This is a genomic window from Sporosarcina sp. 179-K 3D1 HS, from assembly GCF_047228905.1.
Lineage (GTDB): Bacteria > Bacillota > Bacilli > Bacillales_A > Planococcaceae > Sporosarcina.
The window spans coordinates 419139-444569 of record NZ_JBFEGI010000001.1 but is presented as its reverse complement, the minus strand read 5'-3'; the positions used below and the strand labels follow the sequence as shown (position 1 = coordinate 444569).

Here is a 25431-nt window from a genome sequence, read left to right as displayed (position 1 = left end):
TAGTGTCAGGAGGATTCTCATCATAGTGTAACTGAATTCTGTTCGGAAGGAGCGATCGAGATGGCAGTACATAATAAACGGACGAATCGGCCATTCGTTCTGGTTTCGGTCATGTTGGCCATGTTTGTCGGTGCGGTGGAAGCGACGATTGTAACGACGGCGATGCCTTCAATTGCGGCTGATTTGGGCGGTTTTTCAAGATATAGTTGGATTTTTTCCGCTTATTTGCTAATGAGTACCGTCACAGTGCTCATTTATGGGAAACTGGCCGATTTATTCGGTCGGAAGCCTATTTTCTTTATTGGGATGGCAATTTTTTTAATCGGCTCGATCCTTTGTGGATTTGCCGGTACGATGGAGCAATTGATCGGCTTTCGTCTTCTTCAAGGGTTCGGCGCGGGGGCAGTCATGCCCATTGCAACGACTATCGTTGGGGATATTTATACGACAGAGGAACGGGCGAAAATCCAAGGGTATTTATCAAGCGTCTGGGGAATTTCCGCTGTTTCGGGCCCGGTCATTGGCGGAATGCTTGTGCAGTATCTGAATTGGAAGTTTGTTTTTTGGGTTAATGTGCCGCTTGGTCTGCTTGCCATTTTGGGGATTTATTTATTCCTCCATGAACCGGTGCGAGAAAAAAAGGTCTCTGTGGATTACAAAGGGGCTATCCTATTAACGCTAGGGCTATCCGCCATTTTGTTCTGGCTCGTGGAGGGTGGAAATTCCTTCAGCCGACAATCGATCTATAGTTTTGCCCTGATCGGGATTGCGGTCATGTTATTTGCCATCTTTGTCCGCGTGGAACGCTCAGCAGAAGAGCCGATGATGCCATTTTCGATCTGGAAAAACCCGGTTATTTTATACGCCAATCTGGTGTCCTTGACGACAGGCGTCATCTTAATTGGGATTTCCTCTTATTTGCCGACGTTTGTCACGGGAGTTATGGAACAACCGGCGATTATCGCAGGCTTTACATTGACTGCCATGTCCATCGGATGGCCGATCGCTTCGTCTGTCGCAGGCCATCTTCTCATCCGTTTCGGGACCTTTCGTGTTTCGTTCGTCGGGGGCTTGTCCCTCGTTTTGGGGACGGTTTTATTTGTCTTGATGAATGCGGATTCAAGTCCATGGTGGGCTGCCTGTTCCAGTTTTTTTGTCGGCATTGGAATGGGACTGACAAGCACCTCTTTCATTGTCACAATCCAAGGGTCTGTTGTCCGGGAACAGCGGGGCTCAGCAACTGCTGCAAATATGTTCATGCGCAATTTGGGAAATACTGTCGGTGCCGCCATTTTCGGAGCTATTTTAAACAGTTCGCTCCTCTACCAATTTAAGAAGCAACAGACGGATTTCGATGTAAATGATATTAATTTGTTATTGACCGAAGACAGCAGGAAAGCGATTCCGACGAGCGATGTCCTTTCATTGCAAGCGACACTCGACATATCCTTGCAGTGGGTTTACATAGGGGTGGCCTTATTTGCCGTCTTGAGCCTACTGCTGATTTTTGGAATACCGCGCGGAAAGGGGTTACAGCATGACGACAACTGAATTGGAAATCATTAAAGCGCTCGCAGAGGAGGGAAATATGCGGAAAGCGGCGGAACGCCTGTTTTTATCGCAGCCCGCATTGTCCCAACGGCTGCAATCCATTGAGAAGGAGTGGGGGACGTTGCTTTTCATTCGTTCCCAAAAAGGTCTGGAACCGACGCCAGCAGGGGAATTGGTCATCCAATATGCTAAGGAAGCGATCGGCAAGCGAGAGGAAACTGTCGAACTGATCGCTTCCATGGCTGATAAAGTGCATGGAACGCTAAAAATCGCTTGCGCTTCCATCGTCTGCCAAGCGTGGCTTCCTCAAGTGCTCAAGGATTATGTGAAACAATACCCCGACGCTAAAATTTCCCTGATGACCGGCTGGAGTTCGGAAATTGTCAAGGCTCTCTACGAAGGGGAGGCCCATGTCGGAATCGTACGCGGTCAAGTCGATTGGAAAAGCCGGAAGACCTATTTGTTCCGCGATCGTCTCTATCTGGTGGATCGGGAAATAAAGTCCCTGGATGAGTTGAAAGATACGGACCGTCCTTTTATCCAATTCAAAAGCGATTCGAACTATCATATGGAAATCCGTCGCTGGTGGCAACATCATTTCAATCAATATCCGGTACGTCAGATCACCGTCGACCAAATCGAAACATGCAAGCAGCTTGCATTGAACGGGATCGGGTATGCCATTTTGCCATCCATTACCTTGACCGGTGACGAAGTGGTGAATAAAGTGCCATTACTCAATAATGAAGAAGAATTTGAATTGACTCGTGATACATGGATGATCGGCTATGAGTCGACGTTTTCCTTGAAGCAAGTGGAGGCGTTTTCCCAAATCGTCCAAAAGCATGCGGAAAAAATGCAAAGGGATTATGAATATTAAGAGAGCTAGGAACTTTATCGCCCCGATAACGTACTAATTTATGAAGAAAAAGGATTTTCACCTAGTTAATGTTACGTCAAGGCGTAATGTTTCGTAACGGAGGGGTTTATAATGTGGAAACGAGTAGCGGTGTGCTTGGCGGTATTCATAGGAGGATTACTGTCATTGCCTTCTATGATGGCGATGGCTGCTCCCTCGATGGAAGTGAAGGCGGTTGTCGGCTTCGAGGGCAAGGCGAAGTATGGAAAAGGAGCGCCGCTTTCCATAACAGTAGAGAATAGCGGAACCTCCCCTTTTCAAGGTGATTTGGTCATTGATGTCCCGTTTAATCACCAGACCGGTAACGGTGTAGCCATTCCGCTCCATCTCGATGCGGGGGAAACATATTCAACAACGATTGTTATTCCAGCAGTGAATGACTGGGGTAATTTTGCCGGACAAGGCAGGGCCAAGTCCATTTTCTTATATGAAGGGGGCTGGAAGAAGGGAAAAGAAATTCTGCATAAAGGGGCACAGTTCATCACCACTTCTTTAGTGGGGGAAGAAACGAGGATCATTTTGCCATTAACGGATAATATCGACCGTTTGGCAGCGATGAAGAAAGCTCAATTAGCCAATTGGACGGGCGGACAGTTTACAATTTCAAAATTAGGGGCTGAGAAGTTTCCTGAAGATGCTGCGGCATGGGGGAGCGTCGACTTTATAGTCGTTGATGAATACCCGCTATCCGATCTGTCCAACAAGAAGCAGGAGGCCGTTGTGCAATGGATCCGTTCGGGGGGCACTTTGATTATCGGCGGGTCGGATAACCTGGCAGCGGAGGCAGGCATTTTCAACGATACTCTTCCGATGAGATTGAAGGGGAAATCGGAAACGGATGTTGCACCGATCAGTTCCTGGGCGGACACGAATGAATTGAACGGAACGGTTTCAACGTTCGAAACGATTTTGAATCCTGGGGCTATGCCTATTTTGGAAGAGGATGGAAAAGTTCTGGTCGCCTACTCGAAAATAGGACAGGGGCATGTCATACAAACTGCATTTTCAGTCGGTGACGCTCCATTGGCAGATATGGCTGGAATGACAGCTGTTTGGAATCAATTATTTGCGGCAGGAGAGAAAAACCAATCCATGAGGAATTGGAATTTCGAAAATCCTTCCGATGCCATTGTTCATACCATTGGAAGCGCCAATGGCCTGTTTCCATCATTTAAAGTTTCCGCGCCTTTGTTATTCGGCATTATTGTGATATATATCATTTTAATTATTCCTGTCCTTTATTTCGTTTTGAAAAAGAAGGATAAGCGGGAGCATGCGTGGTGGATTATTCCGGGGATTGCCTTGCTGACTTCCGTTGGTATCTTCACATTTGGAGCAAAAGATCGGATCGGAAGTGCGCAAATCCAACATAGTGCCGTATTACATGTTGAACCCGATGGAGAATTGACCGGCTATTATGCGGAGTCGATTCTATCCAACAAGTCGGGAGATTTTACATTTACCTCACCATCCGGAACGAACATGTATGCAGAATTGCCGAGAGACAGGTTCACTTCCAATCTTCCTTCTGTCCATAAACATGCCATTCTTGAAAAGGATTCTTCGGGCTCCACCCTTTATCTGCGCAATGTCGGCTACTGGAACGTTGCCACGCTGTACGGGACGGCGGATGTTGAAACACAAGGTGAATTCGAAGCCCAATTAACTGTTGAAGATAAAAACATGACTGGAACGGTGACGAACGGATTCCCTTTTCCTTTGACGGATATCTCCATTTGGTCAGGGAACAAGCTCATCCCGCTTGGGGAACTAGGGCCTGGGGAGACTCTTCAAGTGAATGAAACTTTAAAAAGCTCGACTTTGGTGCCGAAGCGCTCTTTGTATAATCCGTATATGGGACCGGGTCAGCAAAATAGGGACGATTTGCATCAAATGCGGAAAGACGGCCTGACTCATTTCGCGGGGGAATATATGAAACCGGAGGAAAAACCGTTCCTTATCGGTTACGCCGATACGCAAATCATACCGGTACAATTGGAACAGAGGACTCCGTCGGTATCTTCGATGACGATGCTCATGCAGCCGATCACGGTCCAGACCATTTTTGGCGATTCGTTCGAGGTCGATTCTGACATGATGTCCATGATGCTTCGCTCGCAAGAACATCAATTTGAAGCCCATCCAGTCGGATATGTGCCCGATCAATATTATTTCGATGAGGCCATTTATATTCAAACATGGCAACTGCCGGAACAATTGCGGACAGATGAAATCGAATGGACTGGGTTGACACTATCCAAAATCCAGAAATCTCTATACGATGCTAACTTACTCAATACCAAAACGGGCGAATTTGAGGATGCCGGTTTCGTATCTTCCATAACGGTACATCAAAATGTCCAAGATTATATATCACCTGATGGGAAAATCACTGTCCGGATGACCTTTAAAGACAGCCGGCATGGAAACGAAGGAAAAGCTCCAGTGCTAACGTTGAATGGCGAGGTGGCGAAATGATCGAAATCCATGGTTTAACGAAAAAATACGGGCAGTTCAAAGCGCTCGACAATCTGGAATTATCGCTCAAGGAAGGAACGGTTTTCGGTTTTGTCGGAGCGAATGGCGCAGGGAAATCAACGACATTCCTTATTCTCGCGACTCTCCTGCAAGCGACGTCCGGAGATGCTCTCATCAATGGGGTGAGTGTCCGGGAGAATCCGGCTGAGGTTCGGAAGATGATTGGCTATATGCCTGACTTCTTTGGCGTCTATGATCAATTGAAGGCGGAGGAGTACCTCGATTTTTACGGTGCGAGCTATGGTATTCCAATGCCTGAAAGGGAAAAGCTGATCCCGCAGCTTCTGGAATTAGTGGACCTGTCCCATAAACGCCATTCGTATGTAGATGAATTGTCCCGTGGGATGAAGCAGCGGCTTTGTCTAGCCCGCAGTTTAATACACGATCCGAAAGTACTCATCTTGGATGAGCCGGCATCAGGTCTTGATCCGCGTGCCCGTGTCGAGATGCGCGATATTTTGAAGACGTTGAAAAGGATGGGGAAGACGATTTTGATATCGTCCCATATCTTGCCTGAGTTGGCTGAAATGTGCGATGAAATTGGCGTGATTGATAATGGACGCCTGATTGCACATGGCTCCGTCGCTGAAATCCAGGCGAAACTGCAAGGGGAAAAGGTGATCACGGTCCGTTACCTTGGCCCGCGTGAGCGCTTGGTTTCCTTTTTGGAAGAAGAGCCTTTCGTCTCCAATATCGAATGGGAAAACGACAAGGATCATATCGTATTTGCATTTAAAGGAAATGAGGAAGAGCAGGTCGCCTTGCTGACTCGGGCGGTTGGCCGGCAAATTCCTATTCTTTCATTTACGGAGCATGTAACCAATTTGGAAGACGTGTTTATGGAAATTACGAAAGGGGCTGACTGAACATGAAAGCGAGTTTTTCAAACCCGGTTCTCTTCAAAGAGTTGAAGCTCCGGTTCAGATCACCCAAAAGCTTTACTGGTGTCCTGTTTTATTTGATCGCGATGTGCATTTTTGTCTTCGGCTTTATTTTCACGACGATGAGCGTGTCGAAAACATCGTATTTCCGGCCGGATGAAAGTTTCATATTATTTGCGTTGTTGTCCTTCATTCAATTGGCACTTGTTCTGTTCATCACCCCGGGATTGACTGCGGGAACGGTCAGCTCGGAAAGAGAAAAACAGACGCTGCCAATTTTATTGACAACTTCCCAAAGTTCATTCCAGATCATTTCTGGAAAACTGCTGTCGTCTATCGCATTCCTTCTTTTGCTGATTGTAGCAGGATTGCCGATTTACAGTTTGGTATTCTTGTTCGGCGGCATCTCGCCCGGACGTTTCGCCTTGGTCTTCCTGTTTCTGTTCGTCACTTTGCTCGCGATCGGTAGTGTGGGTGTCATGTTTTCGACTTTAATCAGACGGACGATCGTGTCGATGATTGCAACGTATGGCGTCATGCTGTTCTTGGCGATTGTCACGGGATTCCTGTTTCTGCTCGTTATGCAGGTGACCCGCATGAATTACACGGGAACAGGGCTGCCACCACCATCCTATGTCGGTCATATGCTAGCTTCCATTAACCCGGGAGTTCTTGTCGCTTCCCTCTTATCACCGGGAATTTCGGAGAGCCTTTCAGAAATGACGCAAGTGAAGCTTCCGGTATGGGTCGGTTATTTGGCTTTCTACGTTACACTGACTGTCCTTTCTTTGATCATTGCAATCACAAATTTACGTGTCAATATGAAACGTTCCAAGTAAGGGGGTGTTGGACGGATGGAGACATTGATCCAATATGTAAATTCGGCATTGCGGCGTTTGCGGCTCGAGAAATCCGTCCATCAGTTGCAGGCCGGCTTATTCGCAGCCTCCGCGACGGCCTTGCTCATCATGGCAGTGAGCCGCTTGTTCGTTCTGCCTCATTATGTGCGGATTGCAGCCATTGCCGCCGGGTCTGTGCTAATCGGCTCATTCCTTCTGATGTTTTATAAGCGCGTCAAAAGAATGGACGCCATCCGGGAGTTGGACGCCCATTTGCCGGATAATCTGTTGCTGACTGCTCTTACGGTGAACGAAGCGGATACTCATTTGGCATCTGCACTCGTCCGTTCCGCCGAAACAAAAGTGGCGAGCGCTTTCGAGCTGTTCAAAAAGAGGAAGAAGCAGTACTGGAATGTAAGAATGCTCTCCAGTTTCGGGATTGCATCCATTCTCCTGATCGCCCTGATTTTATTTCCATCAGAGGCACAACGCGAAGCGCAATCCGGCGTCAAAGAAAAGGAAATCATTGAAGAGCTAAAAAGAGAAGTGAAAGAGCTGGCAACAAAGGAACCGGTCCCCGAAGCGAAAAAGGAGTTGGACTCCCTTGTAGACAAGCTGCAGGAGTTGAAAACGTCCGAAGAAGCGCTCCGGGAAGTGGTGAAAAAGCAGAAAGAATTGAAGTTGAAGGAACAAGGATTGGCGGAGAAAAAGACGGCGGCTGAATCTACGGGTAACTCCGACGATTCGCTGTCTGAGAAAGAGTTGAAACAACTGGAATCCCTCTCCAAATTAGCCGATGAACTCGCCAGGAATGTTGGGAGGGCTCAGTCCGCGTTGAATAAAATCGGAAAAGCACCGAGTCTGCCTTCGCTGGCCAGTGGAAAATCAACTTCTGGCAATTCTTCAACGGGAAGTGCGGGAGACCAAAGTCCAACAGGTGAATCGGGATCTACTGAAGGACAATCTGGCGAGGAGAGTTCCAGTGAGGGTAACGGAACTGACCAAGGCGAGGGCACAGGTCAATCCGGGCAGAATGCGGGTTCTGGGCAGGGCACCAACCAAGGTTCCGGTCAGGGGCAAGGCAATAGCCAAGGTCAAGGTTCGGGCCAGGGACAAGGTTCCGGTTCTAATCAAGGGCAAGGCCAGGGAGCTGGGCAAGGAACAGGTTCCGGTGGTTCGGGCATGGGAAGCGGGCAAGGTCCGGGGGCAGGAGTAGGTTCTGGCGGACGGACGCTGCTATCGATTCCATTCGGACGGGTCGGGGAGAAAACTGAGCCCTCAATTGTCAAAGGCGAACACGGAAAAGGTGATTTCATTGAAGAACGGACTACGGAAGGCCCGGTAGAGAAAGGATCAATTCGACCTTATCAGGAAGTAGTCGGAGAGTATAAGGAATCCTATTTGCAAAGCGCGGATAAATTGCAGCTCCCCTCCGATCTGCAACATATGTTATCCGATTATTTTTCCTCCATTGAATAGAAATAGCGAAAGGTGTGGTTCATATGCCGTTTACACCGGAACAGTTTGAAGAAATGAGTGGTAATTTAGGAAGAGTGAAAGAAGAAATCGGGAAGTTCATCGTCGGGCAAGAGGAAGCGGTCGAGTTTTCCCTCTATGCCATCCTATCTGACGGACATGCGCTGTTGGAAGGCTTGCCGGGGCTCGGTAAGACGATGTTGATCCGGACAATATCCGAAGTGCTGGACCTTTCCTTTTCCCGAATCCAATTCACGCCGGATTTGATGCCGGCCGATATTACCGGGACAAGTATTCTGGAACGGGATGAACAAGGCGGACAGCGGTTCGTTTTCAAGGAAGGTCCGATTTTCAGTCAAATGGTCCTCGCCGATGAAATTAACCGGGCCACGCCAAAAACGCAAAGTGCCTTGCTGGAGGCGATGGGTGAAAAAACGGTCACCGTTCTCGGAGTCACACGCAAGATGGCGAAGCCCTTCTTCGTGCTAGCGACACAAAATCCGATTGAAATGGAAGGGACGTACCCATTGCCGGAAGCGCAGATGGACCGATTCATCTGTAAGGTTCTTCTCCCCTATCCTTCCAAGGTGGAATTGAAGGAGATCATGAAACGCACGACCGGCTCCAACAAAGTGGCTATTTCGAAAGTGATGGACACTGGAACTATTGTCCAAGCGCAAGCGATGGTGAAAGAGGTTGTCATTGCCGATGAGATGATCGACTATGCCGTCGATTTGGTGACAGCTACTCAAGGCGACAGCGGCATAGCGGACGAATGGACGCGGTATGTCCAGTACGGAAGCGGTCCGCGGGGTTTGCAATCGATTATTCGGTTGTCAAAAGCGCGTGCTCTCATGGCTGGCCGCTACCACGTTTCCATTGCCGATATTAAAACGGTCGCCAAACCTGCGCTTCGCCACCGCATTCTCATCAATTATGAAGGGGAAGCAGAAGGAATCGACGTCGATCTACTCATTGATCAGCTCTTAGATGAAGTAAAGCAAGGAAGTGCCGTGTAATGGCGCAAGATCTGTTTCCTGATCAACTTGCCAAGCGGCTTAGTTCGTTGGCCATCGTTTCGCGCTCTAGACGGCTCGGGCATCACAAAGGCACTCATCGTTCCCGGAAGACGGGATCTTCCCTTGATTTCTCCGATTTTCGGGAATACCACCCCGGAGATGATCTGCGCCATATTGATTGGAATGTCTACGCGCGAATGGAGAAGCCGTTCATCAAGCAGTTCCTGGACGAACAGGAGATGCGGGTACATATTCTGCTCGACCCGACGAAGTCGATGGGAGTGGACGGGAAATGGGGCCTTGCCCGGCAATTGGCAATTGCGCTCAGTCATATTGCGTTGAAGAGCGGGGACACCGTTTCATTTTCGACTTATTCGGAAGACAAGAGAATCTTCTTCCGTAGAAAAGGGTCTGTCCATCGAGCTGCCATGACAAAATTCATCTCGTCGATGGAAGCGACAGTTTCAACAGGTGATTTCACAGATAAGGCTCTCGCTTCCATTCCGAAAGCGGTGACGGTTTTATTCATCATTACGGATGGGTTGGAACAGACGGACAAGTGGGAGCATCTTTTCCGGCGACTGCCCGGTATTTGCGGCGATGTCCGCCTGATCACGATCCAGTCCGCTGTAGAGCAAAGCCCAAATTACGAAGGGGATGTCCGCTTGGTTGATGTGGAGAGCGGGGGTGGCGTAGAAGTGACGATGACGAAGCGGGCAGTGGACGGCTATTTGAATGAAAAGACATCCCATGAGGCGAAGCTGGCGTCGCTTGCCGGAAAATTCGGGATCCGACTATTGCGAGCGAATGTTACGGATGGCGTCATGGAAACCGTCACGAAGAAAATGAGGCATGCCGGCTGGGTACGGTAGAAAGGGGGCGGCCAGATGGGGTTTGATAAGTTAATCAATAGTTGGGCGGCAATCTTTCCTCTTGCCGTCCTTCTCTATTACTTTTTCCGAAAGCGATACGAAACGAAAACCATTTCGTCGACATTGTTCTGGGAAGAATCGATGCGGGAAATGAAGGTCTCGCCTTACCTGAAGAATTTGCAGCGGAACGCCCTTTTCTATTTACAGATGGCTGCCCTAGTTTTATTGGTAGTGGTCCTTCTGGATCCTTTTGTAAAAAAAGAAGGATCACTCGATGGCCATACGGTCTTTGTCGTAGACACCTCCGCAACAATGCTTGCCGAACCGGATGGACAATCGCTCTGGAATCGCCATAAAACGCTTATGGAGGAGCTTGCCGTAGAGCGGACAGGCCAGCCCATCTCGATCATCACGACCGGCAAGGAACCGTCCCTTCTGTTAAGGGAGGAAACGGATGGAGAACTTGTCCGGTCTGCAATCGATAAACTGGAAGTGGCTTATGAACATGAGCATATGGACCACGCCATTGAGTTTGTGAAGTCGTTTCTCCTGTCGGAACCAGCTGACGTCCATATCTTCACGGATGCATTGGATCGCAATCAATTCACAGAGGCGGATGAAGCGATTTCCTGGAATATCCACAGTTCGAACGAGCCGATCAAGAATCTTTCCATCCTTAATTTCGGAGCGGTCCGCACATCGGATGGCAATGAAGCTATCGTGAAAATCGGCAACCAATCCGGGGTCATTGTTGAAGGAATGGTGAAAATCAAGGATCCACTGACAGATGACGTGTTGGCGGAGCAGAAAATTTCAATCGAAGGTAATAAGGAACAGCTTGTGTCCTTTAAAGAATTACCTCCACGCCAGGCATTGCTAGCTGAATTGGACATGGATGATGAATACGCGGCGGATAATGCCGCAACCATTCTTCTAGGGAATGAACTTTCAGAAGCCGTAGTCGATGTCCAATTGCATGAGTTGGTGAAGAAGGCATTTGAGGCGGTGAATTTGGCAGTCACATCGGGGGGAGCACAGGAAATGGCAGCCGCACAGGATAGTGCCATTGTGGTGACGAACGATGCTTCATTCCTCAAAAAGGGTTCAAAGCCATTCCTGCTCATTGGGCGCAATGACGCATCGCCGGTACCGGCATCGGGAACCATCAAGACGGAAGATCATCCTCTTTTTGCACTATCTGAACTCAGCGAAGTCTATGTTGCGGAATTGTATCCACCTTTCCGAAATTTTACTACCCTTGCAACCGTAGGGGACAAGCCGTTCATCCAGCAGTCCAAACGAGGGGATATTGTCATCTTGTCTGACATCGAAATGACGGATTGGCCCTTGCATCCATCGTTTCCTTTATTTATCTGGAGTACGACCGAAATGCTTGGCGCCGATGTCGATTCGCTAGGGGTCTTTACCCCGAAAGAACGGAAAGCGGTGCTGTCCGGTGGAGATGAGATGGAGCTATTCACTTTGCAGGATGAATATATAACGAGTGTGGCGGAGGGAGCCCAGTTTGTCGCGCCTTCCGTGCCCGATCTTTACAAGGCGATTGATGGCAGAAGCGAGAGGTTGTTCTCGGTCCAATTGGAGCAATCTGAAAAAGAGGTTCGCTCCGGGTCGTCCTTTCGTGTAGGCAGGAAGGCGGAGAATGAAACAGAAGAAGAGGGGCACAGTGGAATCGGCTGGTTCTTGATCTTGCCCATTCTCGTCCTGTTGCTTGCGGAATGGGAGGTGCAGAGACGCCGTGGATATCCGAATTGAAGAGCCGTATTGGCTGCTACTGCTTATTCCGGCAGCGATGTATATGGTGTTCACTTGGAGGGTGTCGGGACAGCGCATGATGGGCAAGGGAACGATCCTTTTCGTGCTCCGTTCCCTTGCCGTCATAGCTCTGATCTTTGCGCTCACATCACCGTATATAACATCTCGTGCCAATGAGGAGCAGATTTTATTCGTCGTAGACCGCTCCGTTTCGGTTGGAGGAGCAGCAGAAAAAGCGGATGACTGGATTGCAGAAAGTCTAAAGGAGCGGAAAGCTAACCAATTCATTGGTTTGTATTCATTTGCCGGCTCGTTCCGAACGGATGTGAAACTGACGAATTCTGATATTGCCCTTCCAGAAATGCAGGAATTACCGGATGGGGATTCAACCGACATTGCGAAAGCGATTGACCTTGCGGCAGCCATCGCCAAGGATAAAGTCGCAACCCGGATCGTTTTATTGACGGATGGATTGGAAACGGCTGGTTCGGTCGAACAGCTTTTGCCGAAGTATACAGGAGGACGGGTGCAAATTGATACAGTTCTTCTTGAACGGGAAGAAACGGCGGACGCCTCGATTGCTGTTTTTGATACGCCTGCAACGGCTTATGAAGGGGAACAGCAATTACTGCATGTCGAAGTGGAATCGTCCACCCGGACAATGGGGGAATTGATCATTACACAAAACGATGCGGAAATTATCCGGGAACCGGTGAAGTTGGAGCCGGGGAACAACCGCTTTTCATTCCGCCATGCAGCCACAGGAGACGGTCTGTTGAAATACGAAGCAAAATTGGTCGTGCCGGAAGATGCCATTTTGGAGAACAATCGGATGCTCGCCATCACAATGCTGGAACGATCGCCAAGAGTGCTTATTGTCCAAACGGGGCGCAACCCATCTGCCATCCCCAAACTTCTCGATTCCCGCTCAATTGATGTGAATGTGATCGATGCTGCAGAACTGCCAGAATCGTTATCGGGCTACATTGGATATGGGGCAATCATTTTCGATAACGTCCCGGGACACCAGGTCGGCGAAAACAAGATGAACGTCATTGAACAGGCCGTCAAAAATTTTGGTATCGGCTTCATGATGGTCGGCGGGGATGAGAGCTTCGGTTTGGGCGGTTACTTTAAATCGCCGATTGAACGGCTATTGCCCGTCGAAATGGAATTGAAAGGAAAGGAACAGATCCCATCCCTTGGTCTCGTCATCGTGATGGACCGTTCCGGAAGCATGTCGGGTGGGAAAATCATTTTGGCTAGGGAAGCAGCTGCTCGTTCCGTTGAACTGCTGCGTGATGACGACACGTTCGGCTTCATCGCCTTTGATGATCAAGTATGGGAAGTCATCCCTATTGGTCCAGTTGGAAATAAAGACGAGGCAATCGAAAAAATCTTATCGGTTCCTGCCAATGGAGGGACGAATATTTTCCCGGGATTGCTGAAAGCATATGAAGACCTGGCGGGAAGCACCCTGCAACGAAAGCATATTATATTGCTCACTGATGGCCAGTCCCCGATGCCACCGGATTACGAGGAAGTCATTGAGGAAGGCAGAAATCAGCAGATCACCCTGTCGACGGTCGCCATCGGGGCGGATGCGGATCAGACCTTGCTGGAAGAGCTCGCGGAAGGTGGCGGCGGACGCTTCTACGATGTCATTGACGAATCGACGGTCCCGGCCATTTTGACAAGGGAAACTTCCATGATGACCCGGACCTATATCGAAGATGAACCGTTCTACATGACCGTAGCTGGCATCCCTCTATGGTCCTCGCTTTTTGCAGAAGGCATACCGCAAATGAATGCGTATATTGCAACGACCCCGAAACAAACGGCTACGATTGTGGGGGAGAGCCATAAACAAGATCCGATCCTCGCGGAGTGGATGTACGGTTTGGGCCGGACGATTGCCTTCACCTCGGATGCCACTGGGAAATGGTCGGGAGATATGGCGAGATGGGCGAACTATCCGGAGTTTTGGAATACGGCTGTGGCTCGGCTGTTGCCGTCTTACAGAGAAGTCCCCTATATCATTGCACATGAAGGGGGCGGGACGTATACGGTGACGGATAGTTCCCGCAAGGCGGCCTTCTTGGATATCGCTGTTGTCGATGAAAGTGGTCGTGAAATTCCATTCACTGCTGAGCCGTTAGCACCTGGGAAAATGAGAGTGACAGTGGACGCCGATCCGGGACTTGTCTTCTTTGGCGTCTCAGATGATCAAGGCGGTTTATTCGAAGCGGGCGTATCCGTCCCGTATTCCGAGGAATATACATTTTCGAAGCCGAATGAAAGGTTGTTGGAGAAGATTGCCGATCGGACGGATGGAGAACTGCTGGAAGACCCGGCTAGGGCATTCCGGAATCATCCATATAAAAGCGGGGAACGGACCCCAATAATGGAATGGCTGATCCTTTCCGCCTTGTTGTTGTTTTTCATCGACATCACCGTGCGGCGGTTCGGATTGTTGAAAGGGTTCTCGTCAAAACGCGTGTTGAAACCGATCGTGGAAGAGTTGCCGACGGAACAAGATAGCATTGCCGAATTGTTGAAGGCTAAGAAGAAGCGTTGAATAAAGGTCAAAAATAAGGACTGTACTGGCAGGCGCCTCACCGTTTCTGGCGCTTTTCTAGAACAACCTAAATAAAGCCGGCATCGGAAAGGTGGCCTCATTTCTGATGCCGGTTTTCAAATTACTGCTTTGCTGGAGAGCGCCAGATTTTCGCTGTGCGCTCAATTATTCGATCAAGCGCTCATAAATCGTGCTGGCCGCTCATAATTCCTTCCAAGCGCTTATAGGTCGCGCGTTCCGCTCATATTTCCCGTCTATCGCTTATAAGTCGTGAGGTACGCTCACAATTCTTTATGAACGCTCATAACCCCCTCACCTAATACAAAAACCTGCCCTTGCATTAAATTGCGCAAGGGCAGGTTCATTTTATCTGGTTCTGACTTCGGCGAGCAGTCCGCCATTCCGTTTGGCCCACAACGAAGCAAGCGCGAAGCAGAAGAGCAGAATGACCATCCCGAGTATGTAGGGATAGCTGATATTCACGTCGAAGATGATTCCGGCAAGGGCGGGCCCGATCATATTTCCGAGGCTCATATAAGCGTTCATCATTCCGGCCGCATATCCTTGTTCCTCCCCGGCCAGTTTGGAAATGAGCGTGTTGACCGCAGGACGGAGTAGTGAGGTCGCTGTCGAGAAAATGGTCGAGACGAGTAAAACGGTCCAGAATAGATTGACGAATATGATACCTACTAGAGAAAATGCCGCGATGACCAAGTTGACCAGGATGACGGGCATTTCCCCGAACCGTTTAAACAGCCTGTTGATGACGAATGTCTGGACAATGACGCCGACAAATCCGCCAACTGTAATTAAGATAGCAATCTGAACGGGAGTATAGCCAAATTTATGATCTACAAATAGTGAAATGGTCGCTTGGAAATTGGCGAGACCAAACGAAAAGACGAACATGACAATCAGGATGACAAAGTAAGGAGTCGTCGTCGACCGTTTCAGTTGTTGGAATATATTCTCCTTTTTCTTCAATGCGTTTTCCCCTGTAATGGCAGGCTTCGGATTAGGCAGGATGAACAATGAGAGCAGAGCTACAATTAAAGCCGAAGCGGTTGCAAAATAGAACGGGAAGACGAGGCTGACCTTTGAAAGGAATCCACCAATTCCCGGCCCGACCATGAATCCTAACGACATCGAGGCGCCGAGAAGACCCATCCCTTTTCCTCTATTCTCCAATGAAGTAATATCTGCAACGAATGCCATTGTCGGTGGGATGAGGAAAGCGGCCCCTAAACCGGTGAAGAAGCGGGAAACATATAACATCCATAATTGTGTGGACAGCCCGAAAGTAAGTTGGGACAGTCCGAAGATCACCAAGCCAATCAAAATAATCGTCTTTCTACCATGACGATCCGATAATTCTCCTGCATACGGAGAAAATACAAATTGTGCTAGAGAAAAGAGGGCAATCAGAAAGCCGAGAGCTCCCCCTGCGACGCCAAATGTCCCCAAGTATTGGGGCATGATGGGAATGATGAGGCCGATGCCTGACATGGCAATGAACATATTGAACATGAGAACATATAAAGCGAATTGATTGGAACGTGCTGCCATGAATACCCCAACTTTCTCATTCAGTTATCTATCATTCAAATATACTACCACATCTATCAACCGAATTCCTTTTTGGACTTCCAACACTTTCCTCTCAAAGGCTTCGTCTACATAAAGAATTTGTGCTTAAAAATGACCTCCGATCTTCACACGGAGGTCATTTCGTCATCTCATATCCATCTTGAATTCCAGGAAGAGCTCATTATACACACCGAGCATTTCCAATCCCAAGTTTTTATACACTTCCAGGTGCTCCCGCGTTTCTTCATCCGGATAAAACCGTTCATCACCCGTCACTTCGGGATCCATCAGGTCCAATGCTGATAAATTCGGAGTGGAATAGCCGACATAATCGGCATTCTGGGCAGCCACTTCCGGATCTAATATGAAGTTGATGAACGCATGGGCTCCTTCGATGTTTTTAGCCGTCCGCGGGATGACGATATTGTCGAACCACAGATTCGATCCTTCTTCAGGAACGCTGTAATCGATCTCTTCATTTTCATACATCATGTCCGCCGCTTGGCCGGACCAAGTGAGTGCCACGGCAGCTTCTCCGTTCACCATCAATTGGGTCACTTCGTCCCCGATGACCGCTTTCACATTGGGGCTGAGCCGCTTCAGTTTGTCGGTCGCTTTCCGCAATTCCCCAAGGTCGGTGGAGTTTAAGGAATAACCGAACGAATTCAAAGCCATTCCAATCGTTTCCCGCGCACTATCCACAAGAACGACTTCCTGCTTGAGGGAAGGATCCCATAAATCATCCCAGCTCTCAAATGTTTGCCCCTGGAGCAATGTTGGATTGAAGGCGATACCGACCGTCCCCCAAAAGTAGGGGAGGGAGTACCGATTGTCCGGATCGAATGGCAAGTTCAGGAAGTAAGGGTCGATATGCTGGATATTCGGCAGCAACTGATGGTCGAGAGGGAGGAGTAAATCTTTTTCCGTCATCATTTCGACCATATATTCGGAAGGCATGGAAATATCATAAGAAGTCCCGCCCTGCTCGATTTTTCCCATCATCGCTTCATTCGAATCGAACGTTTCGTAGATGACTTTGATGCCCGTCTCGTCCTCGAACTGTTTCAAAAGATCCGGATCGATATATTCGCCCCAGTTATAGACCGTGATGACATCTTTGCCCGATCGGCCGCCGCTGTCATTTAATTTTGAGTTGATGAACAGCAGGAGGGCGGAAATGATCAAAATCGTGAGCGCCGCCCGCATGATGTCTTTCATCTCCTCACCCCCGTCAAATCCGTTTTCGCTTTGTTGCTAAGCGCGTAGTAGCCAAGCACTAACGCGACTGTGATAATGAAAATCAGCCCGGATAGCGCATTGATGGTCAATGTGATTCCGGCTCGTGCCATGGAATAGATTTCTACCGATAAGGTCGAGAACCCATTGCCGGTGACGAAAAACGTGACGGCAAAATCATCGAGCGAATAGGTCAGGGCCAGAAAGAACCCGGCGAAGATGCCCGGCTTGATGTAAGGAATGATGACTCTCATCAGAATATCCCTCCGTGACGCACCCAAGTCCCGGGCCGCATCGATTAGGGAAGTACTCATTTCCTGTAGCTTCGGCAACACCATGATGACGACAATCGGAATGCTGAATGCGATATGGGAGATGAGAACTGATGCAAACCCGAGCTTGACCCCCACAATGGTAAATAATATCAGGAAAGATGCTCCAATAATGACATCCGGGCTGACAATTAAAATATTGTTCAACGACAGCACAGCATTCCGCATCGCTTGATTGCGCATGAAGACGATTGCCAATGCACCGAGCACACCGATTGCCGTGGAGACGAGGGCGGAAAGCAGGGCAACAATAATCGTGTTCAGCAAAATAACAATGAGCCGGGTGTCTTCAAAGACCGCTCCGTAATGTTCCCATGTGAACGACTCGAAATGGGACATGCCGCCCCCGGAATTGAACGAGTAAAAGATCAAATAGAAAATGGGCGCGTATAAGATAAGGAAGACGGCTGCCAAATAGAGTTTTGGAAGATTACTTAATTTTCCCATTGACTGTCGTCCCCCTTTCGCTGCCGCTTGTAAATAACATGACGATGAACATGAATAGTATCAAAAATACTGCGATGGTAGAACCCATACCCCAGTTCTGAGTGACGAGGAATTGCTGCTCGATGGCTGTTCCTAATGTAATGACTTTATTTCCCGCAATGAGCCGGGTGATCATGAACAGTGACAGAGCCGGGATAAAAACGATTTGAACGCCTGATTTTACGCCGTTGATCGTCAGCGGCCAAATGACCCGTCGGAATGTCGTCCACGCGTCCGCCCCCAAATCCCGGGATGCGTCAATCAAGGCGGGATTCAATTTATCCAACGCATTGAAGATCGGCAAAATCATGAACGGGATGAAAATATAGACGGATACGAAGACAAAACTGAAGTCGGTGAAAAGCAGCTGCTGTCTTCCGACCCCTGTCACTTCCATCAGTGCATTCAGCGGCCCATAAAGACCGAACAACCCGATGAAAGCGTACGTTTTTAATAATAAGTTGATCCACGACGGAATGATGATCAGCAACAACCAAAGATGCTTATGCTTCGTCTTCGTCAGAAAATAAGCCGTAGGATAGGCAAACAGCAAAGAAAAGAAGGTAATAAGGAACGCATACCAAAACGAGCTGATCGTTAATTTCAAATAAACCGCAGAGAAAAAGTTTTTATAATTGACCAATGTAAAATCGCCCGACAAGTCGAAAAAGGAATAATAGACGATTAAGGCGATCGGAGCGATCACAAACAAAAGAATCCATGCTGCATAAGGAATCGAGTACAATGGGTGGAACGCTCTATTCTTCATTTGCTGCCACTCCATAGGATTCCAATCGCGCATCAAAATCCTCTTCTGTTTCATTCAAACGCATGACGTGAATATCTTCCGGGGCAAAATCCAGTCCGATTTTGCCACCGACTTCCGCCTTCTTTGTTGAATGGACAAGCCATTCATTGCCATCCTCATCATATGTCGACAACTCGTAGTGGACACCACGGAATAATTGAGTGTCTACCGTTACAACCAACTTTCCTCTCTCTACATCGGTCATTTCCAAGTCTTCCGGACGGATGACAATATCAACTTTCTCATTCGGGTTCAGCCCTTGGTCGACACATTCGAACACTTTCCCGGTGAATTGCACGGAATAGTCTTCGATCATGATGCCCGGAACAATATTGGATTCGCCGATGAAGTCTGCTACGAATCGGTTGATCGGTTCGTCGTAAATATCGAGCGGTGTGCCGGATTGGACAATTTCTCCCGCATTCAAGACGAAAATTTCATCGGACATTGCGAGAGCTTCTTCTTGGTCATGAGTCACGAACACGAATGTCTTACCGAGGCGCTGCTGGAGTTCCCGAAGCTCATACTGCATTTCGGAGCGCAATTTTAAATCAAGTGCGGATAGCGGTTCATCCAGCAAAATCACTTCGGGATCATTGATGATTGCTCGGGCGATGGCTACACGCTGCCGTTGCCCGCCGGACATTTCCGAGATGTCCCGGCTTTCATAGCCTTCCAGGTTAACAAACTTTAAAGCTTCCTTGACGCGACGGTCAATCTCGTCTTTTTTCACTTTTTTGATCCGCAGGCCGAATGCCACGTTCTCGTAGACGTTCAGATGGGGAAACAGGGCATAGTCCTGGAACACGGTATTCACTTGCCGTTCATTCGCCGGAATGCCGTTGATCTTCCTTCCATTGAAATAGATCGTTCCTTCCGTCGGTTCGATGAAGCCTGCAATAAGTCGCAATATGGTTGTTTTTCCACAGCCGGAAGGGCCAAGCAGCGTATAAAATTTCCCACGCTCCATTTCAAACGAAACGCCATTTAATACCGTAGTGTCTTGGCTATATTGTTTTTTTACATTGTCAAAGCGAATGATCGGTTCAGTCGTCATGGGGGAGGTTCCTCCTTTATAGATAGGATTCGGTCGCAACGAGGATCAATTCGCTAGATCCATTCGCTGCGTTAGAAAGTTGGTGGGGCTGTGAAGCGTCAAAATAGAGCGCATCCCCTTGTACAGCTGTATACTCCGTCTCGCCGAGCACAAGTTTCACTTTGCCCTTCAGTACGTAAATAAATGTTTCAGCGAGTGATGGTTCAAACTTTTTAAATTGCCCTTGTTCATCAAACGTAAGATGGATCGGCTCCATCTCCTGTTCGTTCGAGCGAGGGATGAGCCACCGGATGCTATAGTGCATATGTTCATCGCGGTAGACGGTTTGATCATCTTTTGTATAGACAATTTTCATATTCTTTTTCGGCTCATCAAAGAACTCTTTCGGTGTCGTTCCTAACACCTCTAGCAAGGAGAATAGAGTTTCGATGGAAGGTGAATTCAAGTCCCGTTCCAATTGCGAGATGAAACCCTTCGTTAAATCGGTCCGTTCTCCTAGCTCTTCCTGGGTCAGCCCTTTTCTCAATCGGAGACATTTAATTTTCCTTCCAATTTCCATACACATACCTCCCTGATTCAATGAAGTTTAGTTATAATGAACTTCAAGTTTACTATAACCTATACAATTATCATTCGGAAATCAACTCATTTTGAATAAAAATTTTATGGGAATAAAAACCAAGTGGGGGTAACTTGCCATTGATATTAAAAACCGATCCCCTCTTGGAAACCGTTTGTAAGGCATGTGGTACGGTTATTATAATAATCGCCACTTTCTTCTGGCCATCTTGAAGAAAGGTCAGCTTTTATTTCCACTTGAATCAACCTTTCCATATAGGATATTTTATCGATACATGGTACAATGATTCGAAAAAGGGGGACTGAGATTGGGAAAGAAAAGAGTGTTTTTCCTTGATCCTGACGAGCGTAAATGGACAATGGAAGATCTAGGTCTTAGCTGGGATTTGATTGAACAATCAGTGGCTGACAAAAAAGAAATAGAAGGAATTTTCCTCGCCTATAAAGGCAAGATCCATAAATGGTCAGAATTACCCAATCTTTGCATGGTTTGTTTGGAAACGCTAGATTACAATGATGAGCATGATTCCGTGTTTTGCCCGACATGCGATGAGTGGCGTGAACCGTCATGTGCCGATCCGAACTGCGAATACTGCTTGGCGAGGCCCAATAAACCTTCTCAGTGTAAGTAGGGTGTCTTTTGTAATGCCCCGCAAACTGGAGACTTGGTCAAAAAACCCTTTAATCTGCATATACATAGGTTGAGGTAAGGAAACCAACTCAAATCCCCACGCATATTTTAAGCAGTGGGGATTTTTTAACAGGAGGATGCGGATTATGAAATTACACGAACAGATGCCGGAGTTGGAAGGTGCCACTGCTTGGTTGAATGGTAAAAGGACAAAAGCGGATCTGATCGGTGAAAAGCCGACATTGATCCATTTTTGGTCTGTTAGCTGTCGTCTCTGCAAGGAAGCAATGCCTGACGTCAATAACTTCAGGGATCGGTACAAAGACGAATTGAATGTAGTGGCTGTTCATATGCCACGATCCACAGATGATTTGGATCTTGAAAAAATCAAGGAAGCGGCAGCCGAACAGGATATCACACAACCGATTTTCGTCGACAATAAAGAGAAACTGACAGACGTTTTTGATAATCAATATGTGCCGGCGTATTATGTATTCGACAAAGAAGGCCTACTTCGCCATTTCCAAGCAGGTGGAAGCAGTATAAGAATGTTGAAGAAACGTGTAAACCGCATATTGGGTGAAACCTGACTAGACTGAATCCGCGCCTGTTGTGTAGAACGTTTTACACGACAGGGCTTTTTTGCTCTTATTCAACTTTGCGCCGTTCCATTGTCCAAGCCTAGAAGTACTATCATCAACTTACCCTTGAGTGCTTGAAATGGATGTGCTACACTGTTCGCATCGTAAATTCGTACGGGAGGAATCATGTCATGAAAAAAGAATTTGTCGTCATCGGCTTGGGGCGCTTCGGTGGCAGTATCGTGCGGGAATTGATCAATTTAGGGGCCGATGTGATGGCGATTGATAAGTCTCCTGAACGGGTGGATGAATTTGCGTCGATTGCAACGCAGGCTGTAGCGGCGGATACGACTGATGAGTCTGTTCTCAAATCATTGGGCATCCGCAATTTTGAACATGTCATTGTCGCTATCGGGGAGAATATCCAGTCGAGTATTTTGACGACGTTGATGCTAAAGGAAATCGGGGTTCCTAAAATAACAGTGAAAGCTCAAAATGATTACCATGAGAAAGTGCTCCGGAAAATCGGAGCCGACCATGTCGTCCATCCCGAACGTGATATGGGAATCCGGATTGCGAATAATATGGTATCGAATAACATCATTGATTACTTGGAGTTATCCGATGAATACTCGATCGCGGAAATTAGGGCAAATGAAAAGATTACGGGATACTCTCTCATCGAGCTCGATATTCGTGCCAAATTCGGCGTCAACATTGTCGCCATCAAACGAGGCAATCATATTCTCGTATCTCCGCAAGCCATTGAAAAAATACAACTGGATGATATTTTAATTGTCATTGGATCAGATGCTGACATTCACCGATTTGAGCGGAAAGCTTTATATTAAATAAAAAACCCGTTGCGCCATTTCGCGTAACGGGTTTTCAACTATTTATAAGGAAGCTTACACTTCCATAATGACCGGAAGCACCATAGGTCTCCGCTTCGTTTTTTCATAAAGATACGGGCCGATCACATCATTGATTTCGCCCTTGAGTGCTGCGATATCTGCAGGTGAATCTGACAGTTTTTTCTGCAGTTGTTTGGAGAGGACTTGTTGCGCTTCGTTGATCATTGTACCGGATTCACGCATATAGACAAATCCTCGGGAAATGATATCCGGCCCTGATACGACCCGATTTCGCTTTTTATCCACCGTTGCCACAACGATAACGAGCCCATCTTCTGACAAGATTTTACGGTCCCTCAATACAACATTTCCAATATCACCGATACCACTGCCGTCAATATAGACATCACCGGAAGGAATCCGGCCGGCAACGCGCGCTTCGTCCGCCGTGAGGGCAAGGACGTCACCATTGCTCATGATAAATGTATTTTCTCGTTGTACATCACAAGATACCGCAAGTTCCGTGTGCATCTTCAACATCCGATACTCTCCGTGAATCGGCATGAAGAATTTCGGTTTGATCAATCGGAGCATCAATTTCTGCTCTTCCTGTGAGCCGTGGCCGGATGTGTGGATATTGTTCAAAGAACCATGTAACACTTCGGCTCCTGCACGGAACAGGGCATTGATCGTCTTGTTGACGCTTAGGGTATTTCCGGGAATTGGGGAAGAGGAGAAGATCACCGTATCTCCAGGGTGGATCTGCACTTGGCGATGCGTGCCGTTGGCGATACGGGACAGAGCCGCCATCGGTTCCCCTTGGCTTCCCGTACAAAGGATCATCACTTCATTTGCGGGCAGCCGGTTTAATGACTGGGTATCCACAAAGAGCTCCTTTGGTGCATTAATATAGCCCAATTCACGGCCAATCGTAATGGCATTATCCATACTTCTTCCGAACACCGCAATTTTACGGCCGAATTTCTCCGCTGCCTCAATGACTTGTTGCAGTCGATGAATGTTAGATGCGAAGGTAGCGAAAATGATCCGTCCTTCGACATTTCGGAAAATGTCATTAAGACTATCTCCGACTTTCCGTTCCGACATGGTGAAATTCGGAATCTCAGCGTTTGTACTATCTGACAACAGACAAAGCACACCTTCGCTGCCGATTTTCGCCATTTTTGATAAGTTGGCCGGTTCGCCGACTGGTGTGAAGTCGAATTTGAAGTCCCCGGTGTGGACGATATTGCCGGAAGGTGTCTTGACTACGACCCCGAAGGCATCCGGAATACTATGGGTTGTCCGGAAAAATGACACTGAAGTCTTCCGGAATTTGATGATATCCTCCTCATCGATCGGAATCATCTTCGTCGTTCTCATCAGTCCATGTTCTTCGAGTTTGTTGCGAAGCAGCCCAAGGGCAAGCTTCCCGCCGTAGACCGGGACATTCACCTTCCGTAGGAGGTATGGGATCCCTCCGATATGATCCTCATGGCCATGGGTGATAAACAACCCTTTAATTTTATCTACATTGCGTTCCAAATACGTATAATCCGGAATGACGTAATCAATTCCAAGTAGATCGTCCTCCGGGAATTTGATCCCCGCATCGATCAAAATAATTTCATCTTGGAACTGAACTGCATAGGTGTTTTTGCCGATTTCGCCCAGTCCGCCCAATGCGAAAACAGCCGTTTCATTATTCTTGATAAATTTCATACATTAGACCTGCTCAATCTGAAATTCGGGGGATTTTTGTTCGTACTCGAGGTGTGATCCTTCGAGGGCTTGTATATATTCGATATTATATCCCCGATCTTTTAAATTTTCGCGGACTTGTCGTTCCGATTCCGCTTCGATGTAAAGGCTCTTCGTATTTTCACGGACTGGTACTTGGAGCATGTTTTCTTGATAAAACACTTTGTAAATCATCATTTGCTCTCCTTTTCACGTTCGTTTCCAAATCATTCTCTTTATCTTACCATGTCAATTCCCTAAAATAAAGAAAAGCCCACCCGTACGCGGGGTGGGCTCAAATTTAGTTATGCAATTGTTTTTTTGCCGAGGATGCCATTTAGCCGCTTCAACAGTTTACGTTTCAGGCGCTTGTACATGGCCTCATCACTCCTTGGCGGAATTATATCATTTTTTTAATTTTTTGTCAAGGTTATGAAGGAATTTAAGCTCGATCCAATGGAATCGCTCCTGGGATTTCCCGGTAGGGATTTTTTGGATCAATATGATCATAGAACATGATGCCATTTAAATGATCCAATTCATGTTGGAAGGCAATAGCGGGAAGCCCTTTTAGCCGCAATTTATATTCCTTGCCCTCCGGGTCGAATGCCTTTACCGTAATTCTTGCGTATCTAGGAACGAATCCTTCGACATCCCGGTCCACCGATAAGCAACCTTCTCCTGTCACCAAATACGTTTTTTCAACTGAATGGCTGATAATTCTCGGATTGATGGCAACAAAGCTTATTGGGTCCTGTTCTTCCTCCATAATATGAAGGGCGAACATTCTTTTTAATTGATCGACCTGTGGCGCAGCTAATCCGATGCCGGGGCGTAGGCCGTATTTTTCACTTTTCTCTGGATTTTGGCTATTCATGACATATTCCATCAATTCCTCGCTTAATTTCCGATCGGCCTCAGAAAGCGGGAATTCCACTTCCTCTGCCCGTTTCCGAAGGGAGGGATGCCCCTCCCGTATAATATCTTTCATTCCTATCATTGCTACTCTTCCTTTCAGTTCGTTTCGTACTCATAGTATAATCGAATTGGAAAAACGGTGAAAGGAATAAGCGTGTGCTTGATTTTCTGAAAAG

General features: G+C 47.7%; 22 protein-coding genes. 13 read left to right on the top strand and 9 right to left on the bottom strand.

Annotation, left to right across the window (positions count from 1 at the left end):
• Positions 1-60: 60 nt before the first annotated feature.
• From AB1K83_RS02190 to AB1K83_RS02145, 10 genes are all read left to right on the top strand, one after another.
• The gene (locus AB1K83_RS02190) at positions 61-1551 is read left to right on the top strand and encodes an MDR family MFS transporter (RefSeq protein WP_413056508.1); all 1491 of its coding nucleotides are present in this window, start codon (positions 61-63) and stop codon (positions 1549-1551) included.
• The gene (locus AB1K83_RS02185; protein WP_413056507.1) at positions 1538-2431 is read left to right on the top strand and encodes a LysR family transcriptional regulator; all 894 of its coding nucleotides are present in this window, start codon (positions 1538-1540) and stop codon (positions 2429-2431) included. Before AB1K83_RS02190 ends, AB1K83_RS02185 begins: the two co-directional genes overlap by 14 nt.
• Positions 2432-2542: 111 nt before the next feature.
• Positions 2543-4948: a hypothetical protein gene (locus tag AB1K83_RS02180; RefSeq protein ID WP_413056506.1), complete on the top strand. Its 2406-nt coding sequence runs from the start codon at positions 2543-2545 to the stop codon at positions 4946-4948.
• Positions 4945-5874 carry an ATP-binding cassette domain-containing protein gene (locus AB1K83_RS02175; RefSeq protein ID WP_413056505.1) on the top strand — a complete coding sequence of 310 codons (930 nt, stop codon included), beginning with the start codon at positions 4945-4947 and terminating at the stop codon, positions 5872-5874. Before AB1K83_RS02180 ends, AB1K83_RS02175 begins: the two co-directional genes overlap by 4 nt.
• A gap of 2 nt (positions 5875-5876) precedes the next feature.
• Positions 5877-6728: an ABC transporter permease gene (locus AB1K83_RS02170; protein ID WP_413056504.1), complete on the top strand. Its 852-nt coding sequence runs from the start codon at positions 5877-5879 to the stop codon at positions 6726-6728.
• 15 nt (positions 6729-6743) lie between these two features.
• Entirely contained in the window at positions 6744-8207 is a 1464-nt protein-coding gene (locus AB1K83_RS02165) for a hypothetical protein (protein ID WP_413056503.1), read from the top strand.
• 23 nt (positions 8208-8230) lie between these two features.
• The gene (locus AB1K83_RS02160) at positions 8231-9223 is read left to right on the top strand and encodes an AAA family ATPase (RefSeq protein ID WP_413056502.1); all 993 of its coding nucleotides are present in this window, start codon (positions 8231-8233) and stop codon (positions 9221-9223) included.
• On the top strand, positions 9223-10095 hold the full coding sequence (locus AB1K83_RS02155; protein ID WP_413056501.1) for a DUF58 domain-containing protein: 873 nt from the start codon (positions 9223-9225) through the stop codon (positions 10093-10095). Before AB1K83_RS02160 ends, AB1K83_RS02155 begins: the two co-directional genes overlap by 1 nt.
• 15 nt (positions 10096-10110) lie before the next feature.
• A complete protein-coding gene (locus AB1K83_RS02150) occupies positions 10111-11868 on the top strand; it encodes a vWA domain-containing protein (protein WP_413056500.1) in 1758 nt (585 codons plus the stop codon).
• Positions 11852-14446 (top strand): VWA domain-containing protein, encoded by a 2595-nt coding sequence (locus AB1K83_RS02145; protein ID WP_413056499.1) that lies wholly within the window; start codon positions 11852-11854, stop codon positions 14444-14446. Before AB1K83_RS02150 ends, AB1K83_RS02145 begins: the two co-directional genes overlap by 17 nt.
• 366 nt (positions 14447-14812) lie before the next feature.
• Here the strand turns inward: AB1K83_RS02145 and AB1K83_RS02140 are convergent, their stop codons facing one another.
• The 6 genes from AB1K83_RS02140 to AB1K83_RS02115 form a co-directional block, all read right to left on the bottom strand.
• Entirely contained in the window at positions 14813-16012 is a 1200-nt protein-coding gene (locus tag AB1K83_RS02140) for an MFS transporter (protein WP_413056498.1), read from the bottom strand.
• A 165-nt stretch (positions 16013-16177) separates the two neighbouring features.
• Positions 16178-17251 (bottom strand): ABC transporter substrate-binding protein, encoded by a 1074-nt coding sequence (locus AB1K83_RS02135; protein ID WP_413056497.1) that lies wholly within the window; start codon positions 17249-17251, stop codon positions 16178-16180.
• Complete coding sequence (locus AB1K83_RS02130) at positions 17248-18048, bottom strand: ABC transporter permease (protein ID WP_413056496.1); 801 nt, start codon at positions 18046-18048, stop codon at positions 17248-17250. Before AB1K83_RS02130 ends, AB1K83_RS02135 begins: the two co-directional genes overlap by 4 nt.
• On the bottom strand, positions 18032-18856 hold the full coding sequence (locus tag AB1K83_RS02125) for an ABC transporter permease (protein ID WP_413056495.1): 825 nt from the start codon (positions 18854-18856) through the stop codon (positions 18032-18034). The genes AB1K83_RS02130 and AB1K83_RS02125 overlap by 17 nt, the downstream gene beginning before the upstream one ends.
• Positions 18846-19952, bottom strand: a complete 1107-nt coding sequence (locus AB1K83_RS02120; RefSeq protein ID WP_413056494.1) for an ABC transporter ATP-binding protein — start codon at positions 19950-19952, stop codon at positions 18846-18848. The genes AB1K83_RS02125 and AB1K83_RS02120 overlap by 11 nt, the downstream gene beginning before the upstream one ends.
• Positions 19953-19968: 16 nt before the next feature.
• Positions 19969-20511 carry a helix-turn-helix domain-containing protein gene (locus AB1K83_RS02115; RefSeq protein WP_413056493.1) on the bottom strand — a complete coding sequence of 181 codons (543 nt, stop codon included), beginning with the start codon at positions 20509-20511 and terminating at the stop codon, positions 19969-19971.
• Between the two features lie 328 nt (positions 20512-20839).
• On the opposite strand from AB1K83_RS02115, the gene AB1K83_RS02110 reads away from it, so the two are divergent.
• The 3 genes from AB1K83_RS02110 (at position 20840) to AB1K83_RS02100 (ending at position 22594) form a co-directional block, all read left to right on the top strand.
• Positions 20840-21163: a hypothetical protein gene (locus tag AB1K83_RS02110; protein WP_413056492.1), complete on the top strand. Its 324-nt coding sequence runs from the start codon at positions 20840-20842 to the stop codon at positions 21161-21163.
• Positions 21164-21308: 145 nt separating this feature from the next.
• On the top strand, positions 21309-21752 hold the full coding sequence (locus AB1K83_RS02105; protein ID WP_413056491.1) for a TlpA family protein disulfide reductase: 444 nt from the start codon (positions 21309-21311) through the stop codon (positions 21750-21752).
• A 182-nt stretch (positions 21753-21934) separates the two neighbouring features.
• Positions 21935-22594: a potassium channel family protein gene (locus tag AB1K83_RS02100; protein WP_413056490.1), complete on the top strand. Its 660-nt coding sequence runs from the start codon at positions 21935-21937 to the stop codon at positions 22592-22594.
• Positions 22595-22651: 57 nt separating this feature from the next.
• Here the strand turns inward: AB1K83_RS02100 and rnjA are convergent, their stop codons facing one another.
• The 3 genes from rnjA to def all read right to left on the bottom strand — a co-directional run bounded on the left by rnjA (position 22652) and on the right by def (position 25337).
• Complete coding sequence (rnjA, locus tag AB1K83_RS02095; RefSeq protein ID WP_413056489.1) at positions 22652-24319, bottom strand: ribonuclease J1; 1668 nt, start codon at positions 24317-24319, stop codon at positions 22652-22654.
• Between the two features lie 3 nt (positions 24320-24322).
• Complete coding sequence (locus AB1K83_RS02090) at positions 24323-24532, bottom strand: DNA-dependent RNA polymerase subunit epsilon (RefSeq protein ID WP_413056607.1); 210 nt, start codon at positions 24530-24532, stop codon at positions 24323-24325.
• Positions 24533-24779: 247 nt separating this feature from the next.
• Positions 24780-25337: a peptide deformylase gene (def, locus tag AB1K83_RS02085; RefSeq protein ID WP_413056488.1), complete on the bottom strand. Its 558-nt coding sequence runs from the start codon at positions 25335-25337 to the stop codon at positions 24780-24782.
• Between the last annotated feature and the right edge of the window lie 94 nt (positions 25338-25431).

Bases quoted from the DNA above. Each gene is read 5' to 3' on its own strand.
- AB1K83_RS02190 (WP_413056508.1), top strand. From the start codon at position 61: ATGGCAGTACATAATAAACGGACGAATCGGCCATTCGTTCTGGTTTCG.
- AB1K83_RS02185 (WP_413056507.1), top strand. From the start codon at position 1,538: ATGACGACAACTGAATTGGAAATCATTAAAGCGCTCGCAGAGGAGGGA.
- AB1K83_RS02180 (WP_413056506.1), top strand. From the start codon at position 2,543: ATGTGGAAACGAGTAGCGGTGTGCTTGGCGGTATTCATAGGAGGATTA.
- AB1K83_RS02175 (WP_413056505.1), top strand. From the start codon at position 4,945: ATGATCGAAATCCATGGTTTAACGAAAAAATACGGGCAGTTCAAAGCG.
- AB1K83_RS02170 (WP_413056504.1), top strand. From the start codon at position 5,877: ATGAAAGCGAGTTTTTCAAACCCGGTTCTCTTCAAAGAGTTGAAGCTC.
- AB1K83_RS02165 (WP_413056503.1), top strand. From the start codon at position 6,744: ATGGAGACATTGATCCAATATGTAAATTCGGCATTGCGGCGTTTGCGG.
- AB1K83_RS02160 (WP_413056502.1), top strand. From the start codon at position 8,231: ATGCCGTTTACACCGGAACAGTTTGAAGAAATGAGTGGTAATTTAGGA.
- AB1K83_RS02155 (WP_413056501.1), top strand. From the start codon at position 9,223: ATGGCGCAAGATCTGTTTCCTGATCAACTTGCCAAGCGGCTTAGTTCG.
- AB1K83_RS02150 (WP_413056500.1), top strand. From the start codon at position 10,111: ATGGGGTTTGATAAGTTAATCAATAGTTGGGCGGCAATCTTTCCTCTT.
- AB1K83_RS02140 (WP_413056498.1), bottom strand. From the start codon at position 16,012: ATGGCAGCACGTTCCAATCAATTCGCTTTATATGTTCTCATGTTCAAT.
- AB1K83_RS02135 (WP_413056497.1), bottom strand. From the start codon at position 17,251: ATGAAAGACATCATGCGGGCGGCGCTCACGATTTTGATCATTTCCGCC.
- AB1K83_RS02130 (WP_413056496.1), bottom strand. From the start codon at position 18,048: ATGGGAAAATTAAGTAATCTTCCAAAACTCTATTTGGCAGCCGTCTTC.
- AB1K83_RS02125 (WP_413056495.1), bottom strand. From the start codon at position 18,856: ATGAAGAATAGAGCGTTCCACCCATTGTACTCGATTCCTTATGCAGCA.
- AB1K83_RS02120 (WP_413056494.1), bottom strand. From the start codon at position 19,952: ATGACGACTGAACCGATCATTCGCTTTGACAATGTAAAAAAACAATAT.
- AB1K83_RS02115 (WP_413056493.1), bottom strand. From the start codon at position 20,511: ATGGAAATTGGAAGGAAAATTAAATGTCTCCGATTGAGAAAAGGGCTG.
- AB1K83_RS02105 (WP_413056491.1), top strand. From the start codon at position 21,309: ATGAAATTACACGAACAGATGCCGGAGTTGGAAGGTGCCACTGCTTGG.
- AB1K83_RS02100 (WP_413056490.1), top strand. From the start codon at position 21,935: ATGAAAAAAGAATTTGTCGTCATCGGCTTGGGGCGCTTCGGTGGCAGT.
- rnjA (WP_413056489.1), bottom strand. From the start codon at position 24,319: ATGAAATTTATCAAGAATAATGAAACGGCTGTTTTCGCATTGGGCGGA.
- AB1K83_RS02090 (WP_413056607.1), bottom strand. From the start codon at position 24,532: ATGATTTACAAAGTGTTTTATCAAGAAAACATGCTCCAAGTACCAGTC.
- def (WP_413056488.1), bottom strand. From the start codon at position 25,337: ATGATAGGAATGAAAGATATTATACGGGAGGGGCATCCCTCCCTTCGG.